This is a genomic window from Actinoplanes italicus, from assembly GCF_003001815.1.
GTDB lineage: Bacteria > Actinomycetota > Actinomycetes > Mycobacteriales > Micromonosporaceae > Actinoplanes > Actinoplanes italicus.
Genome location: NZ_PVMZ01000009.1, coordinates 149,010 through 169,347, shown reverse-complemented (window position 1 = coordinate 169,347; position 20,338 = coordinate 149,010). Strand labels below are relative to the sequence as shown.

The 20,338-nt window shown below is 71.0% G+C and carries 12 protein-coding genes; 7 read left to right on the top strand and 5 right to left on the bottom strand.

What is annotated here, in order from left to right:
* Window positions 1-67: 67 nt before the first annotated feature.
* From pgfA to CLV67_RS22780, 3 genes are all read right to left on the bottom strand, one after another.
* Window positions 68-1,126, bottom strand: a complete 1,059-nt coding sequence (pgfA, locus tag CLV67_RS22790) for a cell envelope lipid trafficking protein PgfA (RefSeq protein ID WP_106321606.1) — start codon at window positions 1,124-1,126, stop codon at window positions 68-70.
* A gap of 67 nt (window positions 1,127-1,193) precedes the next feature.
* Window positions 1,194-6,170 (bottom strand): alpha-(1->3)-arabinofuranosyltransferase domain-containing protein, encoded by a 4,977-nt coding sequence (locus CLV67_RS22785; protein WP_106322013.1) that lies wholly within the window; start codon window positions 6,168-6,170, stop codon window positions 1,194-1,196.
* The gene (locus tag CLV67_RS22780; RefSeq protein WP_106321604.1) at window positions 6,167-7,909 is read right to left on the bottom strand and encodes a substrate-binding domain-containing protein; all 1,743 of its coding nucleotides are present in this window, start codon (window positions 7,907-7,909) and stop codon (window positions 6,167-6,169) included. The genes CLV67_RS22785 and CLV67_RS22780 overlap by 4 nt, the downstream gene beginning before the upstream one ends.
* A gap of 104 nt (window positions 7,910-8,013) precedes the next feature.
* Here CLV67_RS22780 and CLV67_RS22775 point away from each other — a divergent pair, with 104 nt between their 5' ends.
* Window positions 8,014-9,195, top strand: a complete 1,182-nt coding sequence (locus CLV67_RS22775; protein ID WP_106321602.1) for a glycosyltransferase family 4 protein — start codon at window positions 8,014-8,016, stop codon at window positions 9,193-9,195.
* Window positions 9,196-9,348: 153 nt separating this feature from the next.
* Here the strand turns inward: CLV67_RS22775 and CLV67_RS22770 are convergent, their stop codons facing one another.
* Window positions 9,349-11,136, bottom strand: coding sequence for an MmpA family trehalose lipid delivery protein (locus CLV67_RS22770; protein WP_239166446.1), 1,788 nt, complete (start codon window positions 11,134-11,136; stop codon window positions 9,349-9,351).
* Complete coding sequence (locus CLV67_RS22765) at window positions 11,136-13,007, bottom strand: hypothetical protein (protein WP_146169259.1); 1,872 nt, start codon at window positions 13,005-13,007, stop codon at window positions 11,136-11,138. The genes CLV67_RS22770 and CLV67_RS22765 overlap by 1 nt, the downstream gene beginning before the upstream one ends.
* Before the next feature lie 206 nt (window positions 13,008-13,213).
* On the opposite strand from CLV67_RS22765, the gene CLV67_RS22760 reads away from it, so the two are divergent.
* From CLV67_RS22760 to CLV67_RS22735, 6 genes are all read left to right on the top strand, one after another.
* Window positions 13,214-14,419 carry a nucleotide sugar dehydrogenase gene (locus tag CLV67_RS22760; protein WP_106321598.1) on the top strand — a complete coding sequence of 402 codons (1,206 nt, stop codon included), beginning with the start codon at window positions 13,214-13,216 and terminating at the stop codon, window positions 14,417-14,419.
* Window positions 14,419-15,207 (top strand): glycosyltransferase family 2 protein, encoded by a 789-nt coding sequence (locus CLV67_RS22755; RefSeq protein WP_106321596.1) that lies wholly within the window; start codon window positions 14,419-14,421, stop codon window positions 15,205-15,207. Before CLV67_RS22760 ends, CLV67_RS22755 begins: the two co-directional genes overlap by 1 nt.
* Entirely contained in the window at window positions 15,204-16,229 is a 1,026-nt protein-coding gene (locus CLV67_RS22750; RefSeq protein ID WP_106321594.1) for an NAD-dependent epimerase/dehydratase family protein, read from the top strand. The genes CLV67_RS22755 and CLV67_RS22750 overlap by 4 nt, the downstream gene beginning before the upstream one ends.
* The gene (locus tag CLV67_RS22745; protein WP_203737193.1) at window positions 16,193-17,443 is read left to right on the top strand and encodes an MATE family efflux transporter; all 1,251 of its coding nucleotides are present in this window, start codon (window positions 16,193-16,195) and stop codon (window positions 17,441-17,443) included. Before CLV67_RS22750 ends, CLV67_RS22745 begins: the two co-directional genes overlap by 37 nt.
* A 75-nt stretch (window positions 17,444-17,518) precedes the next feature.
* The gene (locus CLV67_RS22740) at window positions 17,519-19,039 is read left to right on the top strand and encodes a peroxidase family protein (protein WP_106321592.1); all 1,521 of its coding nucleotides are present in this window, start codon (window positions 17,519-17,521) and stop codon (window positions 19,037-19,039) included.
* A 61-nt stretch (window positions 19,040-19,100) separates the two neighbouring features.
* Window positions 19,101-20,276, top strand: a complete 1,176-nt coding sequence (locus tag CLV67_RS22735; RefSeq protein WP_106321589.1) for an AI-2E family transporter — start codon at window positions 19,101-19,103, stop codon at window positions 20,274-20,276.
* Window positions 20,277-20,338 lie beyond the last annotated feature (62 nt).

The following is a 20,338-nucleotide window of genomic DNA, read 5'->3' as shown; positions in this document are numbered from 1 at the left end:
TGTGAGGGCCCGAAAAAACCGCGCCACCGAGCGTAGAGCCCGGTGGCGCGGTTGTGGAGTTGCGCTGTTACGCCTTGTCGGCCGGGGCGGTCACCTGGGTGGTGTCGTCCTCGGAGTCCTTGGCGGCGTGCCGCGGCGAGCCGGCCCACTGCGCCGGGACCGCGACCGGGGCGGTCCGCGAGCTGCGGGCGATCAGGAGACCACCGATGATCGCGAGCACCAGGCCGAGGACGACCAGGGCGATCGGACCCCAGAGGCTGACCAGGTTCAGCATGAAGAGGTTGTCCTTGGCGGTGTTCGCCGACTTGGTGACGGTGTCGTCGGTGTAGGCGAACGTCGCGTCGAGGATGTCGACCGAACGGCCGTCGGTGGCGACGAGCTGCTTCTTCTGCTGCTCCTGCACCCGGATGTACGCGCCGGTCTTCGGCTCGACCCACACGGTACGGGTGTTGCTGTACTTCACCGAGCCGTCGGTCGCGCCCGGGATCAGGGAGCCGAGGATGACCGAGAGCCGGTCCTTCGGGACTTCCTGGGTCTCGTTGGCGAGCTCCTGGGTGAACTGGTAGGTCTCCAGACCCTGGATCTCCTCGGTCTTGACGAACTGCGCGTCGCGAGCGGCGAGGATGTCCCGGTCGTAGATCTTGTAGGTCTTCTGCTCAGTGCCGAACGGGAACTTGTAGACCTGGCCCTCGTACTTGACCGGCTGACGGTCGCTGCCGGTGTCCAGCCACTGGCCGTCCCAGTTCTGCGCGGCACCGGTCTCGCGGTCCACGGCGAGGGACGTGCTGTAGGCGCTGATCAGTTCGCTGTTGTCGACGCGCTGGACCTGCTGACCGGCCACCCAGACGAGCGCGGTGCCGTCGAGGTCGCCGCTGAGCTTGGCGGTCGAACCGGAGTCGGGCTGGACGGTGACCGTCGAGCGGAGCGTGGCGGTGTTGACCGCGACCTGACCGTTGGTGATCTGCATGAAACGGGCGTTCGGCGCCTCGGCCACCGACTGGGTGAGCTCCATGTCGTACGGGAGCTGCGCGGCCGTCGGTGCCACGACGAACGCGAGTCCGCCGGCGAACACCAGCGCCAAGACGCCGAGACCGAACAGCACGGTGCCGATGACGCGGGACTTCATATGTCCTCCACGAGGTGGAAACAGAATTTGGGCAGGAGTGTGTGTATGCCGAGCTTGCAGGAGGTTACTACTGAGTCACATCAGGAAGCGAGACCCTGGCCACATCTTCCTGAACGCTTGTTGAAACGGACTCACCTTCGCGCCGGAGCACGACCGTGAAATTCCACGTCGCGAACTCCCGCAGCACCGGCACCGAGGCCACCCACTGGGCCCACCAGGGGTGATAGCGCGGAATCACATCGACCACCGTGACATCGCCGGCACGGCGGGCGGCCCGGGTCCAGCGCATCATCCGTGCGGCGCTGACCGGGAAGAGTGTCTCCATGTAACGGTTCTTCGGCTCACGGCCGAATTTCCGCAGGTAACGGCGCCGGGCACGTTCTCCGCCGAGCAGGTGCCAGGGTCCGGTCTCGTGTCCGCCATGCGGTGACCACCACGGTGTGAAAGACACGAAGACGATGCCGCCCGGGCGGGTCACCCGGACCATCTCGTCGAGCATCTTCTCCGGTTCGGAGACGTGCTCGAGGACGTTGGAGGAGTAGCAGACGTCCAGAGCGGCGGTCCGGATCGGCAGGGCGGTGCCACTGCCCCGGACCATTCCGGCGACCTTGGCGCCGGCGTCGGCGAAATCTCCGACAGCCGGGTCGAGGCCGTGGTACGAAGCGCCGGCCTTCTCGAACTCGGAGGCGAAATATCCGGGACCCCCGCCGACGTCCAGCACCCGGGCGCCGGTCAGATCGGCGTACGCCGTCAGCTGGTTCACCGAGTCCTCGGCGAGCATCGAGTAGAACCGGTCGGGATCGGACTGCTCGACCAGGAAGGTACGGAACAGCCGCACCGAACGGCCGAGGGTGGCCCGGTGCGCGCTGATCGCCTGGTCGTCCACGGATATCTCCTTCTCCGGCCGTCCCGAGGACCGGGCCGCGGCCGCGGCCACCGCACACACGGCGGCCAGCATCGCCAGCTGAACCGCGGCGCCGTACGCCCACTCCTGCCCATGTCCCATCAGGCGGCCGCCGACCGCGACCCCGATGCCCACCGCCGCACTCGCGAAAGCGAGTCCAGGCAGATAGTTCGGCCGGACCTGCCGCACTATGAGAGCCGCCAGCAGGAACGCCGCACCCGCCGGGCCGCCGATCACGACCGCGAGCACCATCAGCGGCACGAGCATCCACCAGTCCCCGCCGGGGGCCGCGGTGAACGCCCGCGCGAGCGGACGGCGAACCGGGACGGCGCGCCGCCGGACCGGCAGCAACGCCAGGATCACGACCAGCAGGATGCATCCCGCTCCGGCCGCAAGACCGGTACGGTACGGCTCGTCCGGGGTGAAGCGCAAGATCACCGTGCCGCCGTCGCCGGCCGGGAGCACGAACGCCTGCTGCCAGCCGTCGGCGCGGACCGGGCGCAGCTCGGCGCCGTTCAGCGTGGCGGCCCAGCCGGCGTTGTGGTTCTCCGGCACCACCAGCAGCGCGGCCTCACCGGCGGCGACCGTGACGGTCCGCTCGGTGGCCCGCCACTCGCCGGCCGTGACGGTCCGGTGGGTGACGGCCGGCACCTCGTCCTTCGCGCCGTCCGGGACGACCGTGGCCGTGTCGATCACGAACGCCGCCGACGGCACGGTACGCAGATGCTGGTCACCCTTCGGCAGCTGCACCGCCTCGATGGCGAAGTCGTCGCAGATCGTCACCGGCAGGGCGCGGCCGGACCGCGCGTCGCCGAGCGTCCCAGCGACCGAGGTCGGGTAGGCGACGCCGCCGATCTCGACGGTCGGCCCGGTGCCGCAGGCGGCGGCCAGCGCGGTGGTGTCCGCGGCCGGGGTGAGCAGCCCGTTCAGGCCGGGCACCTCGATCTCGGCGATCCCGGCCGGAGCGGGCCAGCCCTGTCCGCGGGGGTCGGCGATCACGCGCTCGGTCTCGCCCAGGACGATCTGCAGGCGGTTCGTGGTGACCGCCGGGAACCGCACCCAGCCGTCCGCGCCGACCTCGGCGACCACGTCCTTCCCTGCCGCCCGCACGGCGACCTTGGTGGGCCGGGCCGCGACCGGCGACTCGGGAGCGACGAGGCGGACCCGGTCGATCCGGCGGTTGCCCTTCCAGGAGAGCGTGAACACCGGCTCGTCGTCGGTCGGCTCGGCCAGCCAGGCGGTGGCCGGATCACCGTCGACGGCGGCGTGCGCACCGGCCGTCACGTCACCGCCGAGCACGGTCGTCGCCGTGGCCGTGACCGGCAGCTTCAGCGGAACCGTGGCGCCGGGCCGGACCTGGGCGGTCAGCCGCAGGTCGTAGGCACCGTCGGCCGGGGTGGTGAAGTAGCGGTCCACACCGAGGGGCTCCTCGCCCTGCCGGGCAAGGAACTGATCGCAGCGGATCGTGCTGCCCGCCTCCGTCGAGGCCGGGAAGCAGGCGCCGCGCTGCTGGGCGTCGCGCGCGAAGGCGTACGACGGCGTCGGTGTGCTCTTGATGTCGTTGGGCACCCGCAGGCCGCGTTCCGCTTCGAGGCCGGGCACGCCCAGCTCGCGCAGTGCCACGGCGCCCTCGTAGCCGCTCTGCAGGGCGAGCACGGTGACGCGGATGCCCGTGGTGAGGCCGGGCAGCGTGGAGAGGGTGTGCGGTCCCGGGGTCTCCGGCACGAGCCGGTCGACGATGCCCTGGTCGGTGGTGAGCCGGACCATCGCGACCGGTGCCGCGATCCGCAGGTCGGCGGAGAAGTCGACGGTGACCGAGGTGACCCGCTTGGCGGTGCCCAGCTCGACGTCGATCCACTGCCCCACACCACCCTGGTACGGGTCGGAGCGCCAGGCCGTGGCCGCGTCGCCGTCGAGGGCCGCGAACGGCATGCCGGACGGGTCGGTGGCGCTGATCGAGTCGGCGAATCCGGCACTGCTGGAGGCCTGCACCGAGCGGATGCCCTGGTACTCGGCGACGGTCTGGTGGCCTCGGGCGTCGAACGGGATCAGGTCCGTGCGTACCCGGCCCTGCCTGGTCTTCTCGGTCCTGGTGAGTGTCTGGCTGACGTTGTCGCGGACGCGGCCGATGTTGAGTTCCCGGCGGCGCAGTCCGTCGGTGACGATGGGCCGGGCCGCCGACTCGCCTCCGTCGAGGCCCAGCAGACCGCCGCGTTCACCGGCCAGCACGGCCGGCTGCTCACCGTTGATCAGGCGCTGTTCCAGGGCCGGGATCAGGGACTCCGGGCCACCGCTGAGCAGCGGCACGTCCTTGAGAGCGGTGGCCGAGACCTGCGGGACCGTCTTCGTCACTCTGAAGATCTCGATGGCCGGGACGGAGACCGTCGCGTCGACCGGGCTGGTCGCCGCGCCGCCGGCGCCGACCAGCGGGCCGAACTGCGCGGCGGGCGCGAGGCCGGGCGAGCCGGCGATCGCCTGGCGGACCACCGCGATCGGCGGCGCCCCGGAGGCCGCGCGGTCCAGGTCGTGCCGGACCAGGAGGTATTTGTAGCCGGAGCGGGCCAGGAACTCGGCCAGCGCCGGTGAGCCGCGACCCTGTTCGAGGACGGCCTCGACCGCGTCCATCACGCGGATGTTGCCCTCGGAGCTGAGCGGGATCTGGTTACGCGTCGACCAGGGTGCGCCGGCCAGCGGCTGCATCGGCTCGTCGACGGTCCGGCCCCAGGTGTGCTGGGCGAACCCGGAACCGGGCACGACCAGGGTCCGCGCCTGCGCGTCGGAGTCGGTGAGCCAGTCGGCGGCCTCCTGCCAGTAGCCGGGCATCTCGGTCCAGCCGGGACCGGGGCGCAGCAGCGTCATCCCGGCGGGTGCCGCCGCGACGACCAGGAGCAGGGCGACGACCGGGCTCGCGGGCACGCGCAGGCGCAACCGCCGCCAGGTGAACGCCTTGCTCGCCAGGTAGGCCAGGCCCAGCACGACCGGCAGCCGCAGCACCGGTTCGAACTTGTGCACGTTGCGCAGCGGGGCGAGCGGACCGTCGAGCAGTTCGCGGACCAGCGGGGCGAACGGGCTGTCCAGGGTGCCGACGTAACCGACGGTCAGCAGGGTGAGGCCGGTCAGCGCGCCGATGATCAGGAAGCGCCGCTCGGGAAGCCCGCGCATCGCGAGTCCGGCCAGTCCGAGCGCCGCGACCACGGCGGTCGCGGCCATCAGGGCCGGGTTGTCGACGAGCGTCCAGCCGGCCGGCCACCAGGGGTCGCCCTGAACGATGTAGCCGACCCACTGGTTGGTGCCGCGCGACGCCTGGTAGAGCGAGGTGACCGCGGTGGTCGTGCCGGACGACTCGATGAAGTCCAGGAACGGCAGGCTGTACTCGCCGAACAGCAGCAGCGGCACGATCCACCACAGGGTCGTGCCGAGGACGCATACGCCCCACCAGAAGATCAGCGCGAACAGCTGCCGGTCCCAGCGCCGGGTGAGCAGCCACAGACCGGGCAGCACCAGGGCCATCACCACGGCGGCCGCGTTGATGCCGCCCATGAACAGCACGGCCAGGGCGGAGAGCGCGGCGGCCCGGCGGGGTGAACCGAGCCTGCGCCAGGAGACCAGCGGCAGCATCACCCAGGGCAGGAACACCACGGGCAGCATTTCCGAGGAGAGCGGGCCGATCTCGGTGAGCATCCGGGGCGCGAGGGCGTACGCGAGCGCGCCCACGATCCGGCCGGTGTCGTTGCCGATCCGCATGGCGCGGGCCAGGAACAGCGTGCCGTAGTACGCCGCGCAGAGCAGCAGCGCGCACCAGATCCGCTGGGTGATCCACGGCGGGATGCCCAGCAGGTCACCGGCCGCGAAGAACGGCCCCATCGGGAACAGGTAGCCGTAGGCCTGCTGCTGCAGCTCGCCGGAGGCCGACCACGGGTTCCACAGGTGCAGGGCCCGCTCCATGAAGGCGATCGGGTTCTCCGCCATGTCGAGCTTGGTGTCGAACGTGATCCGCCCCGGGCGCTGCAGGAACGCCAGCACGACGAGGACCAGGGCGCCGGCGGCGGCGAGCAGGTGACGGCTGGGGCTCGGCGGCACGGTGTCCACGGCGGGCGCGGTGGTCACGGCAGGCGTCCGCTCCCGGAGGGCGGCGGTCATCGGCGGCACTCCGGAGGCAGGCAGCTGAACTCGGCCAGCGCAGTGTAGAAGATCTGGCGGATCCCGGACGGCTTCTCGGTCAGCGCGACCTGGCCGCCGGTGGCCTTGGCGATCTGGTTCAGTTCGGCGGCGTCGATCTCGGGACCGACACCGATGAACAGGATCGGCACCGGACGCTTGCGATCGGCCAGTTTGCCCAGCTCACGAAGCAGTTCAGCCCGGCTTATACCGCTCGCGTTGTCGTCCGTGCCGTCGGTCAGGATCAAGACCATGTTGATCCGGCCGGGCGTCCAGTTGCGGGTGGCGTCGCGGTACGCGGCGAGCGCGGTGTCGTAGAGGCCGGTGGTCCCGTCCGGTTCGACCTCCATCCTGCTGACCTTGCGCAGGATCTCGTCGCGCCGCGGCCCGATCGGTCCGACCGGCACCACCTCGCGGTAGTCCCGCTTGCCGTCGAGGTCGGTGGAGAACTCCCAGACGCCCAGCTCGGTGGTGGGCAGCAGCAGTTTCACGCCGTCCTGCGCGGCCTTGACGGTGGCCTGCAGCCGGGACTCGTCGGCTCCCGGGACGACCGCGGCCATGGAGCCGGAGATGTCGAAGACGGCCAGCATGCGGGCGCTCAGGTGGACACCACCCCACGCGTTGAGCAGCGTCTCGGCGTCGGCCTCGGACGGCAGCGCGGCCGGGGCGTACGCGGCCGTGCGCACCCTGGTGGCGGGCGCGATGCCGGCCGGGGCGCCGCCGGACGGGGTGCGCAGCCCGTGCCCGTTGATCACCGAGGCGCCGGTCTCGGCGAGCAGGGCGCGCAGCAGTTCGGCCGCGTACTCGCGGGGCTGCTCCTCGGCGGTGATCACGGCGAACGGGTAGTCGGGACCGGGCACGGCCGCCGCCGGGTAGACCGCGATCTGCTTGCGGCCACCGTCGGCCGCGAACAGCACCTGTTGCTCGGTGCTGATCACACCGGTCTCACCCTTGCCGGGGCCGACCGGGTCGGGTGCGGCCTCACCAGCGGTGGAGACGGTGTACGGCGACAGCCGGCGCATGATCCCCGCGGTGGCGGGCGCGTTGCCCTTGGCGATGTTGCGGATCCCGACGAGACCACCGAAACCGAGCGGGCTGGTCGCCGGGTCCGGCAGCGCGACCGGGACGAGCGGCTTGTTCGCGCCGATCAGGCGGGCCCAGGCGAGCCCGCCCCTGCCGACCCGGTCGGCGGTGCGCTGGTCGAGGGCGACCACGACGGGCGTGGTGGCCACCGAGATGCCCTCGGCCGGCACCCCGAAGGCACCCGCCGAGCGGGCCCGGCGCAGCCACAGGGTCGACTCGGGCACCCACACGTCGGGGTTCGGGGAGGCCGTCTCGGCGAGTTCGAGGGCCGGTCCGGCACTCGTACTCGCCGATTTTGCTCCGGACGGGCTCGCGGAAGCCGATCCGGAAGCAGTGACATTGGCATCCGGGGCGGTACGCGAGACCGCGCGCAGCACCTCCGACGACTCGCGCTCCTCGACCACCAGGTCGAGGCAGGCGTCGCGGGCCGTGAGGCGTGCGGCGACCTCGCGGACCGGCGGAGCGATGCTCGGCGCCGCCGCGACCCGCAGGACGGTGCGTTCACGGCACGGCGGGTCGCTACGAGTTCGATCGATATACGTAAATCCAGACCATCCCGCGAGTACCGCTATCAGCGCGATGCTCAGCATCGTGACCGGCCAGAACTCCGGTCGCGAGCGGAGGCTCCCTTCGCTCACGCGGCTCCTCCCGATGTGACGCGCCCGTTGCGTACGTTCCCAGAGCTGACCTAGTGTGACGCGACCGCGAATCGTACTCGCTAGTAGGGATGGCAGAGTAGACCATGACGGATGCCTGCGGCGGTCACGTCCTGTTCCTGAACTGGCGGGACACCGAACACCCCGAGGGCGGGGGATCAGAGCTCTACCTGGACCGGGTGGCCACGGAACTGGTGCGCCACGGTTACCGCGTGACCCTGCTGTGCCAGGCATACGGAACCGCCCCGGCGGAGGAGACCACCCCGGCCGGGGTGCGGATCGTCCGCCGCGGTGGACGGCACACCGTCTACCTGATGGCCGCTGTCACCTACCTGCTCGGCTTCCTCGGCTTCGGACCACTGTCCCGACGCCGCCTCGGCCGACCGGACCTGATCATAGACGTGGGCAACGGCATGCCGTTCCTCAGCCGTCTCTACGCCCGCAAGCCGGTGATCGCCCTGGTCCACCACGTGCACCGGGAGCAGTGGCCGGTGGTGTTCGGCCCCCGGCTGGCACGGATCGGCTGGTGGATCGAGTCGGTGCTGGCGATCCGTGTCTACCGCCGTTGCCAGTACGTGACGGTCTCCGAGTCGACCCGCGAGGAGCTCGTCGGCCTGGGCGTCGACCGGCACCGGATCTCGGTGGTGCACAACGGCACCCCCGAGGTCACCGGGCCGCCGACCGCGCGTACCCCGAACCCGAGCCTGATGGTCCTGGGCCGTCTCGTGCCGCACAAGCGGGTCGAGTTCGCGCTGCGGGCCACCGCGCTGCTCGCCCTGGAACTGCCCACCATCGAACTGGTGGTGGCCGGGCAGGGCTGGTGGGACGAACCGCTGCGGCAACTCACCGCCGACCTGGGTATCGAGGACCGGGTCAGGTTCACCGGCTTCGTCACCGAGGAGCACAAGCACCAGCTGCTCTGTGAGTCGTGGCTGCTGCTGGTGCCCTCGCTCAAGGAGGGCTGGGGCCTGACCATCGTCGAGGCCGGCGTCCGGGGCACGCCGTCGATCGCGTTCCGCTCGGCGGGCGGGGTCGCCGACGCCATGCACGACGGCGAGACCGGCGTGCTCGTCGAGAACGAGTACGACTTCTTCCTGCAGATGCGCGCGCTGCTGCTGGACGCCCAGCGGCGTACCGCCATGGGACTCGCGGCCGCGGTCCACGCCAGCCGCTTCACCTGGGAGAAGGCCGGCGACGGTTTCTCCGAGGTGGTCGCCCGCCGGCTCGGCGGAGGCCAGCACGTCCAGGCCGACCAGCCGGTGCGGTAGGCCCGCCAGGAAGCGGAGCACGAACGAGAATCGGCCGGTCAGCGCGAACGCCGACCGGCCGAATCCGTTACTACGTTCAGCGGGAGCCGTACGCCGCCGCACCCTGCTGCGGATCGACATTGCTCACGCTCGCGACGTGGTCGGCGGACGGGTTCACGGCGCTGACCGCCGCGAACACTCCGACGACACCGAGGATTCCCCCGGCGAACGTCGCGACGATGAACGTGGCCAGTTTGGCCATGATCTTTCCTCCCCGGATTCGTGGGTGCGCGGACCGTACCACGATCTACTGCCCAGTAGCAGTCTTGCAAATACCCCGCTGAGCACGACCGCCGCGGCCAGCAGATGGGCGGCCAGCGCCGCCGCCCGGCGACCGGTGTCCGCCTCCCTGAGGACCGCGGGCGCCGTCGGGTTCTCCCACAACTGAAGGTACGTGCCGTCATGGATCAGGCGCAGCCCTGAAAGGACACTCTTGGGCGGCTCCTGGGCACCCTTGCGGACCAGCACCCACGGCGTTCCCGCAGCTGACACGGGACGGCCGGCGGCCAGCAGGGCACCGACCGCGGACGCCCGCGGGTTCTCGCCGCCGACGGTCACGGCACCGACCCGCAGGGCGTCGTTGATCAGTACGGGCGAGTGCAGGTAGCGGGGCGCCGGATCGCGCACCACCACGCCGCCGGTCCAGGCGTACCGCTGGTAGCCCTCGAACGGCAACGACAGCACCTCCCCCGGTCGTTCGGCCACCCGGGCCGCCACCACGTCCCAATCGGCCGGATAGCGCACCGGCTTGAGCTGACCCATGGCCCCGAACGCGAGATCCGGCAGCAGGATCACCGGCAGCAGGGCAGCCGCGGCGAGCAGGGCACGCCCGGAGGCCGGATCCCAGCGGCGCTCCAGCCGGGCGGCGAGCAGTTCCGAACCGAGGGCGAAACCCAGGGCCAGGACCAGGGCGTACGGGATGAGGAACTTCTGTCCGTCGCGGAGCAGCCCGCCTCCCGGCACGTGCACGACGGCCCATTCCAGCAGCGCGGCCGTCGGCAGCACCCCGGCGAGCGCCAGCAGGAACCCACCGGCCGCCAGGACGAACAGCCGGTCCGCACCGCCGGGCCAGCGGCGGCGCAGCTCGCGCAGCCCCGGCACGGCGACCGCGAGCAGCAGCAGGGTGACCAGCGGAACCAGCACCGACGCCCGGCTGGCCGGCACGGTCTGCGCGTTCCAGATGCCGCCGGTCCCGGCCAGCGCCACCCACGAGCCCGCCCAGTTCTCGGCGCGGGCCGCGAACTGGGCCACCCCCTCCGGGTCCGAGGCGCCACCGGCCGGGCTGGTCAGCGCGGCCACCAGCCAGGGCGCGTTCAGGGCGGCCACCGCGGCCAGGGCGAGCCCCGTGACCCGCCGCCGGAGCGGGAGCAGCACGGCGACGGTCACCAGCGCGATCAGGCCGCCGGTCGGCGTCAGCGCGGCCGGCGCGGCGGCGACCACCAGGCGCGGCAGGGCGCCACGACGGCCGGCCCGCACGTCCCGCGCCGCGGCCACCAGCCAGGGCAGGCAGGCGTACGCCAGGAGCAGCGCCCACTGGCCGAGGAGGAGCCGCTCGGCCAGGTAGGGGGTCCACGCGTAGGCGAAGGCGGCCACCACCTTGGGCAGCAGGCGCACGGTCGGCAGCAGCCGGGCGGCGCCGAGCGCGGCCAGGTAGACGATCGCCACCAGGGCGATCCGCTGCAGCAGCCAGCCCGGCATCACCAGGTTGGCCGCCGACACCACCGCGTCCAGCGGCACGGCCCGCGGCAGTTCGTCGGCGGGCGCCACCATCTCCCAGCTCAGCGGCTGCCGGGGCACGAACACCATGTCGTAGCGCAGCACGTAGCCGGGCAGCACGAGCGGCGCGAGCACGATCGCGGTGACGGTGCCCGCGATCGCGTGGAGGACCGGTCCCCGGCGCACTACCCCGCCGGGGCCGGTACGACCTGGCCCACCGTGATCTCGTCGGTGCAGACGCCGGCCGTGCGGTCAGCGAGGTCCACCTCGACGAAGTCACCGCCGCCGTACGCGAGCAGGAAGATCTCGTTCAGCCCCCGGTGCACGTCGAACGGGACGACCTCGCCGGTACCGATCCGGGCCGTCGCCGAGGTGTCCTTGTCACTGAGGTAGGCGATCCGCACCACATGCCAATAGTCGAGCAGAGTGCCCCGCAGCGGGATGCTGATCGGCGATCCGGACAGCCGGTACCCGCAGCCCTGCCGCGGACCGGGCCGGGCGCCGACGCCGTTCACCCAGGCCCGCCGGATGTGGCCCTGCTCGTCGAACGCCGACAGGACCTTGGACTGGGTGACGAAGATCGGGCCCTTCTCCAACGGCGCGAAGAACTCCGACTGCTTGTTGTACGGCTGCGACAGGCGGCCCACCACGTCCTCGGGAACCGGCTGGTCCATGAAGACCGTGCCGGCCGGGGCCGCCGCCAGCTCGGCGGTGGCCGTGAGCAGGTAGTCGCGGCCCTTCTTGACCGCCCACTCGTCGCCGAAGCGCAGCGTCGTGAATCCGGCGCTGACCATCAGAGCCACCAGCACCGCGGCCATGACCGGGAGCGCCCTCGGAACGGTGAGCAGCCGGGCCCGCGGCCGCTCGGGCGCGGTCAGCGTCTCGATCCCGTCGCGGCGCACCCCGCACAGGGCCGCGCCGACCGCGATCGCCGCGACCACCACCACGTCCGCGATGTACCGGGGCACCGCGCCGGCCACGCCGCTGTAGATCGATCCCAGACGGGTCGCACCGAGCAGGCCCGCGACCAGCGCGGTGTACAGGAACATCAGCAGCCAGCCACGGGCCGCCTCGGTGCCGCGCAGCCACACCGTGAACGCCATCAGCAGCACCACCCCGGCCAGTGCGGCCCAGCGATAGGCCTCGGCGGGCGCGGTCACCGGGGCTCCGTCACCGGCGGCCATCCACTCCCACGGCCCGCCGATCAGGCCGGGCAGCAGCGTGTTGCCGAACATCTGGGTGATGAAGGTGAGCACCTCGTCGACCGAGGACGGGCGGCGCAGCGAGGAGGTCGACCGGGCCAGGTAGAAGAGCAGGAACAGCACCGAGATGTTGGTCAGCACCGCCCACGACTGCCACCAGGTGCGGATCGTGGTCCACAAGGACCGGAACGGCCCGCCCCGGGTGTACAGGCAGAGCGTGGTGAGGAAGACCAGAGCGACCGCGAGCAGCGCCTTCTCGAAGAAGAACAGGCCGAGCACGATCGACAGGCCGAGGGTCACGAGGTGCTTGGGCCGGCGGGTCCGGATGTACTTCACCTGGGCGCCCACCGCCAGGATCATCGCCAGCTGCATCGGCAGCATGTTGATCCCGACCGCCCACCAGGAGGTGGCCTCCAGCGTGAGCGGGCTGAACAGGAAGATCGACAGCGGCACGAGGACCGCCCAGCCGGGCTCGAGCATCAGGCGCAGCAGCCGGTAGAGCGCGATGCTGACCGTCAGCTGCCCGGCCATGAGCAGCACGAGGTACGGCGTGTAGGTGAACCCGCCGGTGTGGTGGGTGATCCAGGTGACCAGCTGACCACCCGGCATCAGGTGGTTGTTGAACAGGCCGAACAGGTAATCGGGCGCGAGCCCGTTCTTCTCCGCCATCGAGATCAGCGGGAAGTCGTCGTAGGTGAGGTAACCGCGATGGGCGATCACCGCCCGGGCGCCGACGCTCACCACGATGAGCAGCGCTGCCACAGCGGTCACGGTGAGGCCGATGCTCTGGATCGGTGTTCCACCGGCCGGTGCGGGTGGCGGTGAGCTGCGCTCGGGTTGCGGGGCCATGGACACGACAGCAGGTTGCCACAGCCATGCCACTTCTGACAGGTCGGGGCACCTTTGAAGAGCAACTCTCAACTCCGTGCCCCGGTAACCGAAATGCCCGGCCCAAGCTCGCACTAGACCTGAAGTTTCCTCACCAGTAACCTGCACGAGCCGACACCAAGCCGATACAGAGCCGACACAGATCGGCGGCACCTAGGCGATTGCGAGGCGAAATGACCGATTCCCTGGACGTTCCCGGCGTGGACGTCTGCGTGGTCGGCGGCTGTGGCCGGGTTGGCCTGCCGCTGGGCATCGCGCTCGCCTCGCGTGGCCTCTCCGTGCTGCTCTACGACATCGACGCGGCGGCCGTGGACCGGGTCAACTCGGGTGTCATGCCGTTCGACGAGGAGGGTGCGGCCGGGCCGCTCGCCGAGGCGCTGGCCGCCGGCCGGCTGCGGGCCAGCACCGCCCCCGAGACCGTCGGACGCGCCGAGGCCCTGGTCGTGGTCGTCGGCACGCCGGTCGACGAGCACCTCAACCCCGACCTCGGCGCGGTGCCGCGGGCGATCGAGCGCTGCGTCGAGTACCTGCACGACGGCCAGCTCATCGTGCTGCGCAGCACCGTCTACCCGGGTGTCACGGCACTGACCGAGAAGCTGCTCAAGAGCCGCGGGCTCGACGTCGACGTGGCGTTCTGCCCGGAACGCATCGCCGAGGGCAGGGCGATGACGGAGCTCTTCACGCTGCCGCAGATCGTCGCCGCGCGTACGCCGCAGGCCCTCGATCGTGCCGAGAAGCTGTTCCGGCACCTCACCGACTCGATCGTCACGCTCGAGCCCGAGGAGGCCGAGCTGGCGAAGCTGTTCACCAACACCTGGCGTTATCTGAAGTTCGCGGCGGCCAACCAGTTCTGGATGATGGCCAACGACTTCGGGCTCGACTTCGCGCGAATCCGGCACGCGGTGTCCTACGACTACCCGCGCGCCGCCGACCTGCCGATGCCTGGGTTCGCCGCCGGGCCGTGCCTGCTCAAGGACACGATGCAGCTGGCCGCGTTCAACCGGAACAACTTCGTGCTCGGCCACTCGGCGATGCTGATCAACGAGGGTCTGCCGCTGTACCTGGTGTCGCGGCTGGAGGACCGGTTCGACCTGGGCGAGCTGAGCGTCGGCATCCTCGGGATGGCGTTCAAGGGCGGCTCCGACGACTCACGCGACAGTCTCGCGTACAAACTGCGCAAGATCTTGACCTTGAAGGCGCGGGAGACCCTCTGCACCGATCCCTACGTGCGTGACGACCGCTTCCTGCCGCTCGACGACGTGCTCAAGCGCGCCGACCTGCTGGTGATCGCGTCGCCGCACCAGGACTACAAGCAGCTCGACACCGAGAAACCGGTCATCGACATGTGGGGACTCACGGGTCAGGGGGTGCTGGTGTGATGACGCCACGGGTATCGGTGGTCATCCCGGTCTACAACGAGGGGCCGGAGGTGGTCCGCCACCTGGAACGGATTTTGCGGGAGGTGCTGCTGCCCGCCGAGATACTGGTCGTGCACGACATGCCCGAGGACACGACCGTCCCCTACGTGACCGAGCTGGCGCGCACCGATCCGCGGGTGCGGGCCGTACTCAACACGTACGGGCGCGGGCCGGCCAACGCCATCCGGTTCGGCATCGACGCGGCCCGCGCGCCGGTCGCGGTCGTGACCATGGCCGACGGCTGCGACGACCCGCAGCAGATCGACGACCTGGCCCGGCTCGTCGACCGCGGCGTGGTGGTCGCGGCGGCGTCGCGCTACATGCCCGGCGGGCAGCAGGTCGGCGGGCCCCGGTTCAAGCGGATCGCGTCCCGGTGGGCCGGCAAGACGCTCAAGACGTTCGCCCGGGTCGGCACCCGCGACGCCACCAACAGCTTCAAGGCGTACGACACCGATTTCGTCCGTGAGGTCGGCATCGAGTCGAACACCGGCTTCGAGATCGGCATCGAGCTGACCGCCAAGGCGACCCGCCTGCGCCGGCCCGTCGCCGAGATCCCGACGATCTGGCTCGACCGCCAACTCGGCGAGTCACACTTCGACGTGGGCCGGTTCATGCCCAGTTATCTGCGCTGGTACTTTTTCGCGTTCGGCCGGCGCATGTCGGACGAGCAGATGGCCGCCCGCTGGGCGGAGAAGAGGCCCACGCCGGCTCCGGTGAGTGGACGACACAGGGAGGACACGCCCGCATGAGAGTGCTGGTCACCGGCTCGGCCGGTTTCATCGGCGGATATCTGGTCGAGGAACTGCTGGGCCGCGGGCACGAGGTCGTCGGACTCGACAACTTCTCCAAGTACGGCCCGGTGTCGCACAGCTACGACGACCACCCGAACTACCACTTCACCGAGGGCGACGCGCGGGACACCGAGCTGGTGACCCGGCTGCTGGAGGGCTGCGACCACTTCGTGGCCGGCGCCGCGATGATCGGTGGCATCTCCTACTTCCACGCGTACGCGTACGACCTCCTCGCCACCAACGAGCGGATCATGGCGTCGTCGTGTGACGCGGCGATCGCGGCGCACCGCAACGGCGGGACGCTCAAGAAGGTCACCTACGTGTCGTCGTCGATGGTCTTCGAGTCGACCGACCGGTGGCCGAGCAAGGAGGGCGACCAGCTCGAGGTGCCGCCGCCGATCTCGTCGTACGGCTTCCAGAAGCTCGCCGTCGAGTACTACGCCCGCGCCGCCTGGGACCAGTACAAACTGCCGTACACGATCGTCCGGCCGTTCAACTGCGTCGGCATCGGCGAGGGCCGCGCGCTCGGCTCGGCCGAGGTGATGTCCGGCAACGTCAAGCTGGCCATGTCGCACGTCGTCCCGGACCTGGTGCAGAAGGTGCTCAAGGGCCAGGACCCGCTGCACGTGCTGGGCGCCGGCGACCAGGTGCGCCACTACACCTACGGCGGTGACCTGGCGCGCGGCATCGCGACCGCGATCGAGCACGAGGCCGCGCTCAACGACGACTTCAACCTCTCCACCGCCGAGTCGACCACGGTGCTTCAGCTGGCCGAGGTCATCTGGCGCAAGATCAAAGGCCCGGAGACCCCTTTCCGGTACGTCAGTGACGAGCCGTTCGCCCACGATGTCGCGATGCGGGTGCCGGACGTCGCCAAGGCCCGCGAGGTGCTCGGCTTCACCGCCGAGACCAGCCTCGACACGATGCTGGACGAGGTGATCCCGTGGATCACGCAGGCGGTGGAAGAGGGCCGGCTGTAGCCACCGCCGCGCCGCGGATCGGCGCCGGCGTCGCGGCGGTCGCCGTCGCCAGCGCGATCACCAGTGCGCTCGGCTATCTGGTGCCGGTGCTCGGAGCGCGTACCCTCGCGCCCTCCGACCTCGGCGCCCTGAACTCGGTGCTGGCCATCGCCGGCATCGTCGCAGTGCCGAGCATGGGCCTGCAGATCGCGGTCGCCGTGCACCGGGCCAAGAGGCCCGGTGCCACCGCCCGCCGCGCCGGGTGGCTGACCGCCGCGGCCTGCGCCGCCCTGGTCGCGCTGCTCTCCCCGGTGGCAGGCCCGCTGCTGGACGTGCCGGTCACGGTGATGCTGCTCCTGGCCGCCTACACCGGGGCGATCGTGGTGGCCGGGCGCTGGCTCGGCGAGCTGCAGGGCGACGAACGGTTCCTGCGTCTCGCCGCGGGCATGGCAGTGTTGGCCGCCGGGCGGTACGGCGGCCTCAGCGCCGGGCTGCTGCTCGGCGCCGGGGTGACCGGGTCGATGCTGATCGGCACCGCCACCGCGCTGCTGATCCCGGCCGTGCTGGCCGTGCTGGCCCGGTCGATCCGCGGGGTCCGGTCCGGCCTCACGATCACCGCCCGGCAGGTCTTCACGGCCTGCTCCGCGACCCTGGCCATGCTGGTCGTCTCCTACGCCGACTTCCTGCTGGCCCGGTACCTGCTGCCGGGTGACGCGTCCGGGGCGTACGCGGTCGGCACCGTGCTCACCAAGGGCGCGATCTGGGCGCCGCAGGTCGTCACCGTGCTGGTCCTCCCCCGGCTCGCGCAGGGCAGCAAACGTGCACTGCTGCTCGCGCTCGGCCTCGTCGCCGTCTCGGGCACGGTCCTCGTCACGGCGTCCGCGGTGGCCGGTGGGCTGGCGTTCCGGGTCGCCGGCGGTGAGGACTACGTGGACCTGGGACGGTACGCGCCGGTCTTCGCGGCCACCGGTGCCGTCTACGCCCTGGTGTTCGTGCTGATCAACGCCCAGGTGGCGGCCGGGGCGAAGTGGCCGTCGGCTCCGCTGTGGACGGGCACCGCGGTGCTCGTGGTGACCGCCGTGTGGGTCGTGCCGCACACCTTCACGGCCGTCATGTGGTGCGCCTTCGGCACCGCCGCGCTGATTCTGGTGGCCACCGCCGTTCCCAACGTGGCGCGTCATCGCCGGATTCGGGTCGCTCCCCCGTCCGGAACGAAGGCTGCCGTGTCGGATTAAGCCGTCCAGCCGGTATTAGTCCGAACGTGTCCCGCGATGTCGCAAAGCTCCGTATACCTGGCTACTTTCCTGGCCATGGCTGACACGAACATCGACCGGCGCAGGCTGCTCGCCGGAACCGCCGCGGTCGCGGCGACCGTGGGCACCACCGGCGCCGCCGCCCTGGCCACCCCGGCGCACGCCGCACCCGGCGCCCCGGCCGGCGCACCCGCCGACTGGAAGCACGCCGTCGCCGGCAACCGCGGCAGCGAGATCGCGGTCAAGGGCGGCCGCGACAAAGAGGGCCGATTCGGCATCATGTTCAAGAACACGGAGGCGTACACGCCGCCGGAGGACCTGCTCAAGTCGCTGGCCGTGCAGATGGGTGAGCCCACCGGACCGAACACCCCCGACCTGGACAACCCACGGATCCCCGCGGGTTTCACGTTCCTCGGTCAGTTCATCGACCACGACATGACGCTGGACCGGACGCCGCTGGCCGACGCGCAGGCCGACCCGCTGGCGCTCACCAACTTCGACACGCCGCTGTTCGACCTCGGATCGCTCTACGGCCGCGGCCCGGCCGAGGACCCGGACATGTACGAGGCCGACCGCACCCGGATGAAGATCGTCCGCAACGCCAACGGCGTCGACGACCTGCCCCGCCGCGCCGACGGCAGCGCCATCATCGGCGACGCCCGCAACGACGAGAACCTGATCGTCGCCCAGCTGCACCTGGCGTTCGCGAAGTTCCACAACCGCACCCTGGCGACCGGGCTCGCGAAGAACCTGGCCGAGGCCCAGCGGCTGACCCGCTGGCACTTCCAATGGATCATCATCCACGACTTCCTCGAGAAGATCGCCGGCCCCGAGGTGGTCGGGCGGTACCTCGACAACAAGGGCAAGGTCAAACGCGAGTTCTACAAGCCGAAGAACCCGCACCGCCCCATGATGCCGATCGAGTACTCGGTCGCCGCGTACCGCTTCGGGCACAGCATGGTCCGGGCCGGGTACCTGCTCAACCAGCGCAACGGCCAGACCTCGGCCGCCGCGATCTTCGGTCAGGAGGGCGGTGATCTGCGTGGCAACCGGCCGCTGCCGGCCCGGCTCGAGATCGACTGGTGGCACTTCTTCGACGTACCCGGCAAGCCCGCGGCCCCGCGCAACGCCGCTCGCCGCATCGACGGCAAACTGTCGCTGCCGCTGTTCAACATGCCCGCCACCGTCGTCGACGACGGCACCCCGTCGCTCGCCGAACGCAACCTGCTCCGCGGTGTCCGGCTCGGACTGCCCGCCGGACAGGACGTCGCGAGCCGGATGGGCGTCACCCCGCTCACCAACGAACAGCTCGGACTCCCCGACCCGGCGAACCCGGGCTGGCAGGGCAAAGCGCCGCTCTGGTTCTACATCCTCAAGGAGGCAGAGCTCACCCACGCCGGCGAGCGCCTCGGCGCGGTCGGCGGGCGGATCGTCACCGAGGTCATCCTCGGCATCCTGGAGGCCGACAAGAGCGGGTACCTCAAGGTCAACCCCGGGTTCCGTCCGGTCGCGCCGATCGCCCCGGCCACCGGGCAGTTCCGTACCGGAGACCTCCTGAAATTCGCCCTGAACCTCTGATCCGTGTACGGGCCGCGCGTCCCGGCGCGCGGCCCGGGCCCGGTGTCCTTAGGGTGATCGCATGGGCACCGGTCTTAACACGAGAAGAACGCGGGGAGCGCTGCGCCAATCGGCGAGCATCTCCCTGCAGCTGCTGCTGGTCCTGCTGGCCACCTGGGTGGCCCTGCGGATGCTCGGCAGCGCCTGGTCGGTGATCTGGCCGGTGGTGATCGCGCTGCTGCTCACCACCCTGACCTGGCCACCGGCCCGGTTCCTGCGCAAGCACGGGTGGCATCCCGCCCTGGCCGCCAGCCTCGTGACACTGCTCTTCCTGCTGGTCGCGATCGGCACCCTGGTCGGCATCGCGGTGCCGGTCGGCGCCAAGTCCGGCGAACTGGCCGACCAGGTCGTCGCCGGTATCAACGAGCTGCGTCAGTGGGCGGCCGGGCCGCCGCTGAAGATCACTGACGAACAGGTCAGCGGGTACCTCGACACCGCCACCGACAGGCTGCAGTCCAGCGTCGGCGGCATCGCCACGGCCACCCTCAGCGGTGTCAGCTCGGTAGTGAACGGCCTGGTCAACACGGTGCTCGCGCTGTTCCTGATGTTCTTCTTCCTCAAGGACGGGCCGCGGTTCCTGCCGTGGCTGGGCCGTCAGCTGCCCGGCCGGCTCTCCACCGACATCCCCGCCGTCGCCGGCCGCTGCTGGGAGACGCTCGGCGCATTCGTCCGGTCCCAGGCCCTGGTCGGCCTGCTCGACGCCGTGCTGATCGGCATCGGTCTGGCGATCCTCGGCGTCGACCTCGCCCTGCCGCTCGCGGTGCTGACCTTCATCACGGCGTTCATCCCGATCGTGGGCGCGCTCTTCGCCGGCTTCGTCGCGGTCATCATCACCTTCGTCACCAACGGGTGGACCGACGCGCTGATCGTGCTGGCCATCATCATCGTGGTGCAGCAACTGGAGGGGAACGTCTTCCAGCCGATGCTGCAGAGCCGCGGGCTGGGCCTGCACGCCGGAGTCGTCCTGCTGGCCGTAACCCTGGGCAGCAGCCTCTACGGCATCGTGGGCGCGCTGCTGGCCGTGCCGGTGGCCGCGATGATCGCCGTTCTCTGGAACTACATACGCGAACAGCTCACCGACGCCCCGCCACCCGTCTCGGCCCCGCCCGCCGAACCCTCGCCAGCGGCCGAGTCCTCGCCACCAGCCGCGGCCTCACCGCCACCGCCTGCCGGCCCGGCGCCCGCGCCCGCCGCCTGACCGACGCCGGAAACACGTCAGCCGTACCTCACTGCGAGTGAGGTACGGCTGACGTGTTTCCG

What these genes read in the sequence shown, in the direction of transcription:
- pgfA (WP_106321606.1), bottom strand. Translation starts at nt 1,126, where the DNA reads ATGAAGTCCCGCGTCATCGGCACCGTGCTGTTCGGTCTCGGCGTCTTG.
- CLV67_RS22785 (WP_106322013.1), bottom strand. Translation starts at nt 6,170, where the DNA reads ATGACCGCCGCCCTCCGGGAGCGGACGCCTGCCGTGACCACCGCGCCC.
- CLV67_RS22775 (WP_106321602.1), top strand. Translation starts at nt 8,014, where the DNA reads ATGACGGATGCCTGCGGCGGTCACGTCCTGTTCCTGAACTGGCGGGAC.
- CLV67_RS22760 (WP_106321598.1), top strand. Translation starts at nt 13,214, where the DNA reads ATGACCGATTCCCTGGACGTTCCCGGCGTGGACGTCTGCGTGGTCGGC.
- CLV67_RS22755 (WP_106321596.1), top strand. Translation starts at nt 14,419, where the DNA reads ATGACGCCACGGGTATCGGTGGTCATCCCGGTCTACAACGAGGGGCCG.
- CLV67_RS22750 (WP_106321594.1), top strand. Translation starts at nt 15,204, where the DNA reads ATGAGAGTGCTGGTCACCGGCTCGGCCGGTTTCATCGGCGGATATCTG.
- CLV67_RS22740 (WP_106321592.1), top strand. Translation starts at nt 17,519, where the DNA reads ATGGCTGACACGAACATCGACCGGCGCAGGCTGCTCGCCGGAACCGCC.
- CLV67_RS22735 (WP_106321589.1), top strand. Translation starts at nt 19,101, where the DNA reads ATGGGCACCGGTCTTAACACGAGAAGAACGCGGGGAGCGCTGCGCCAA.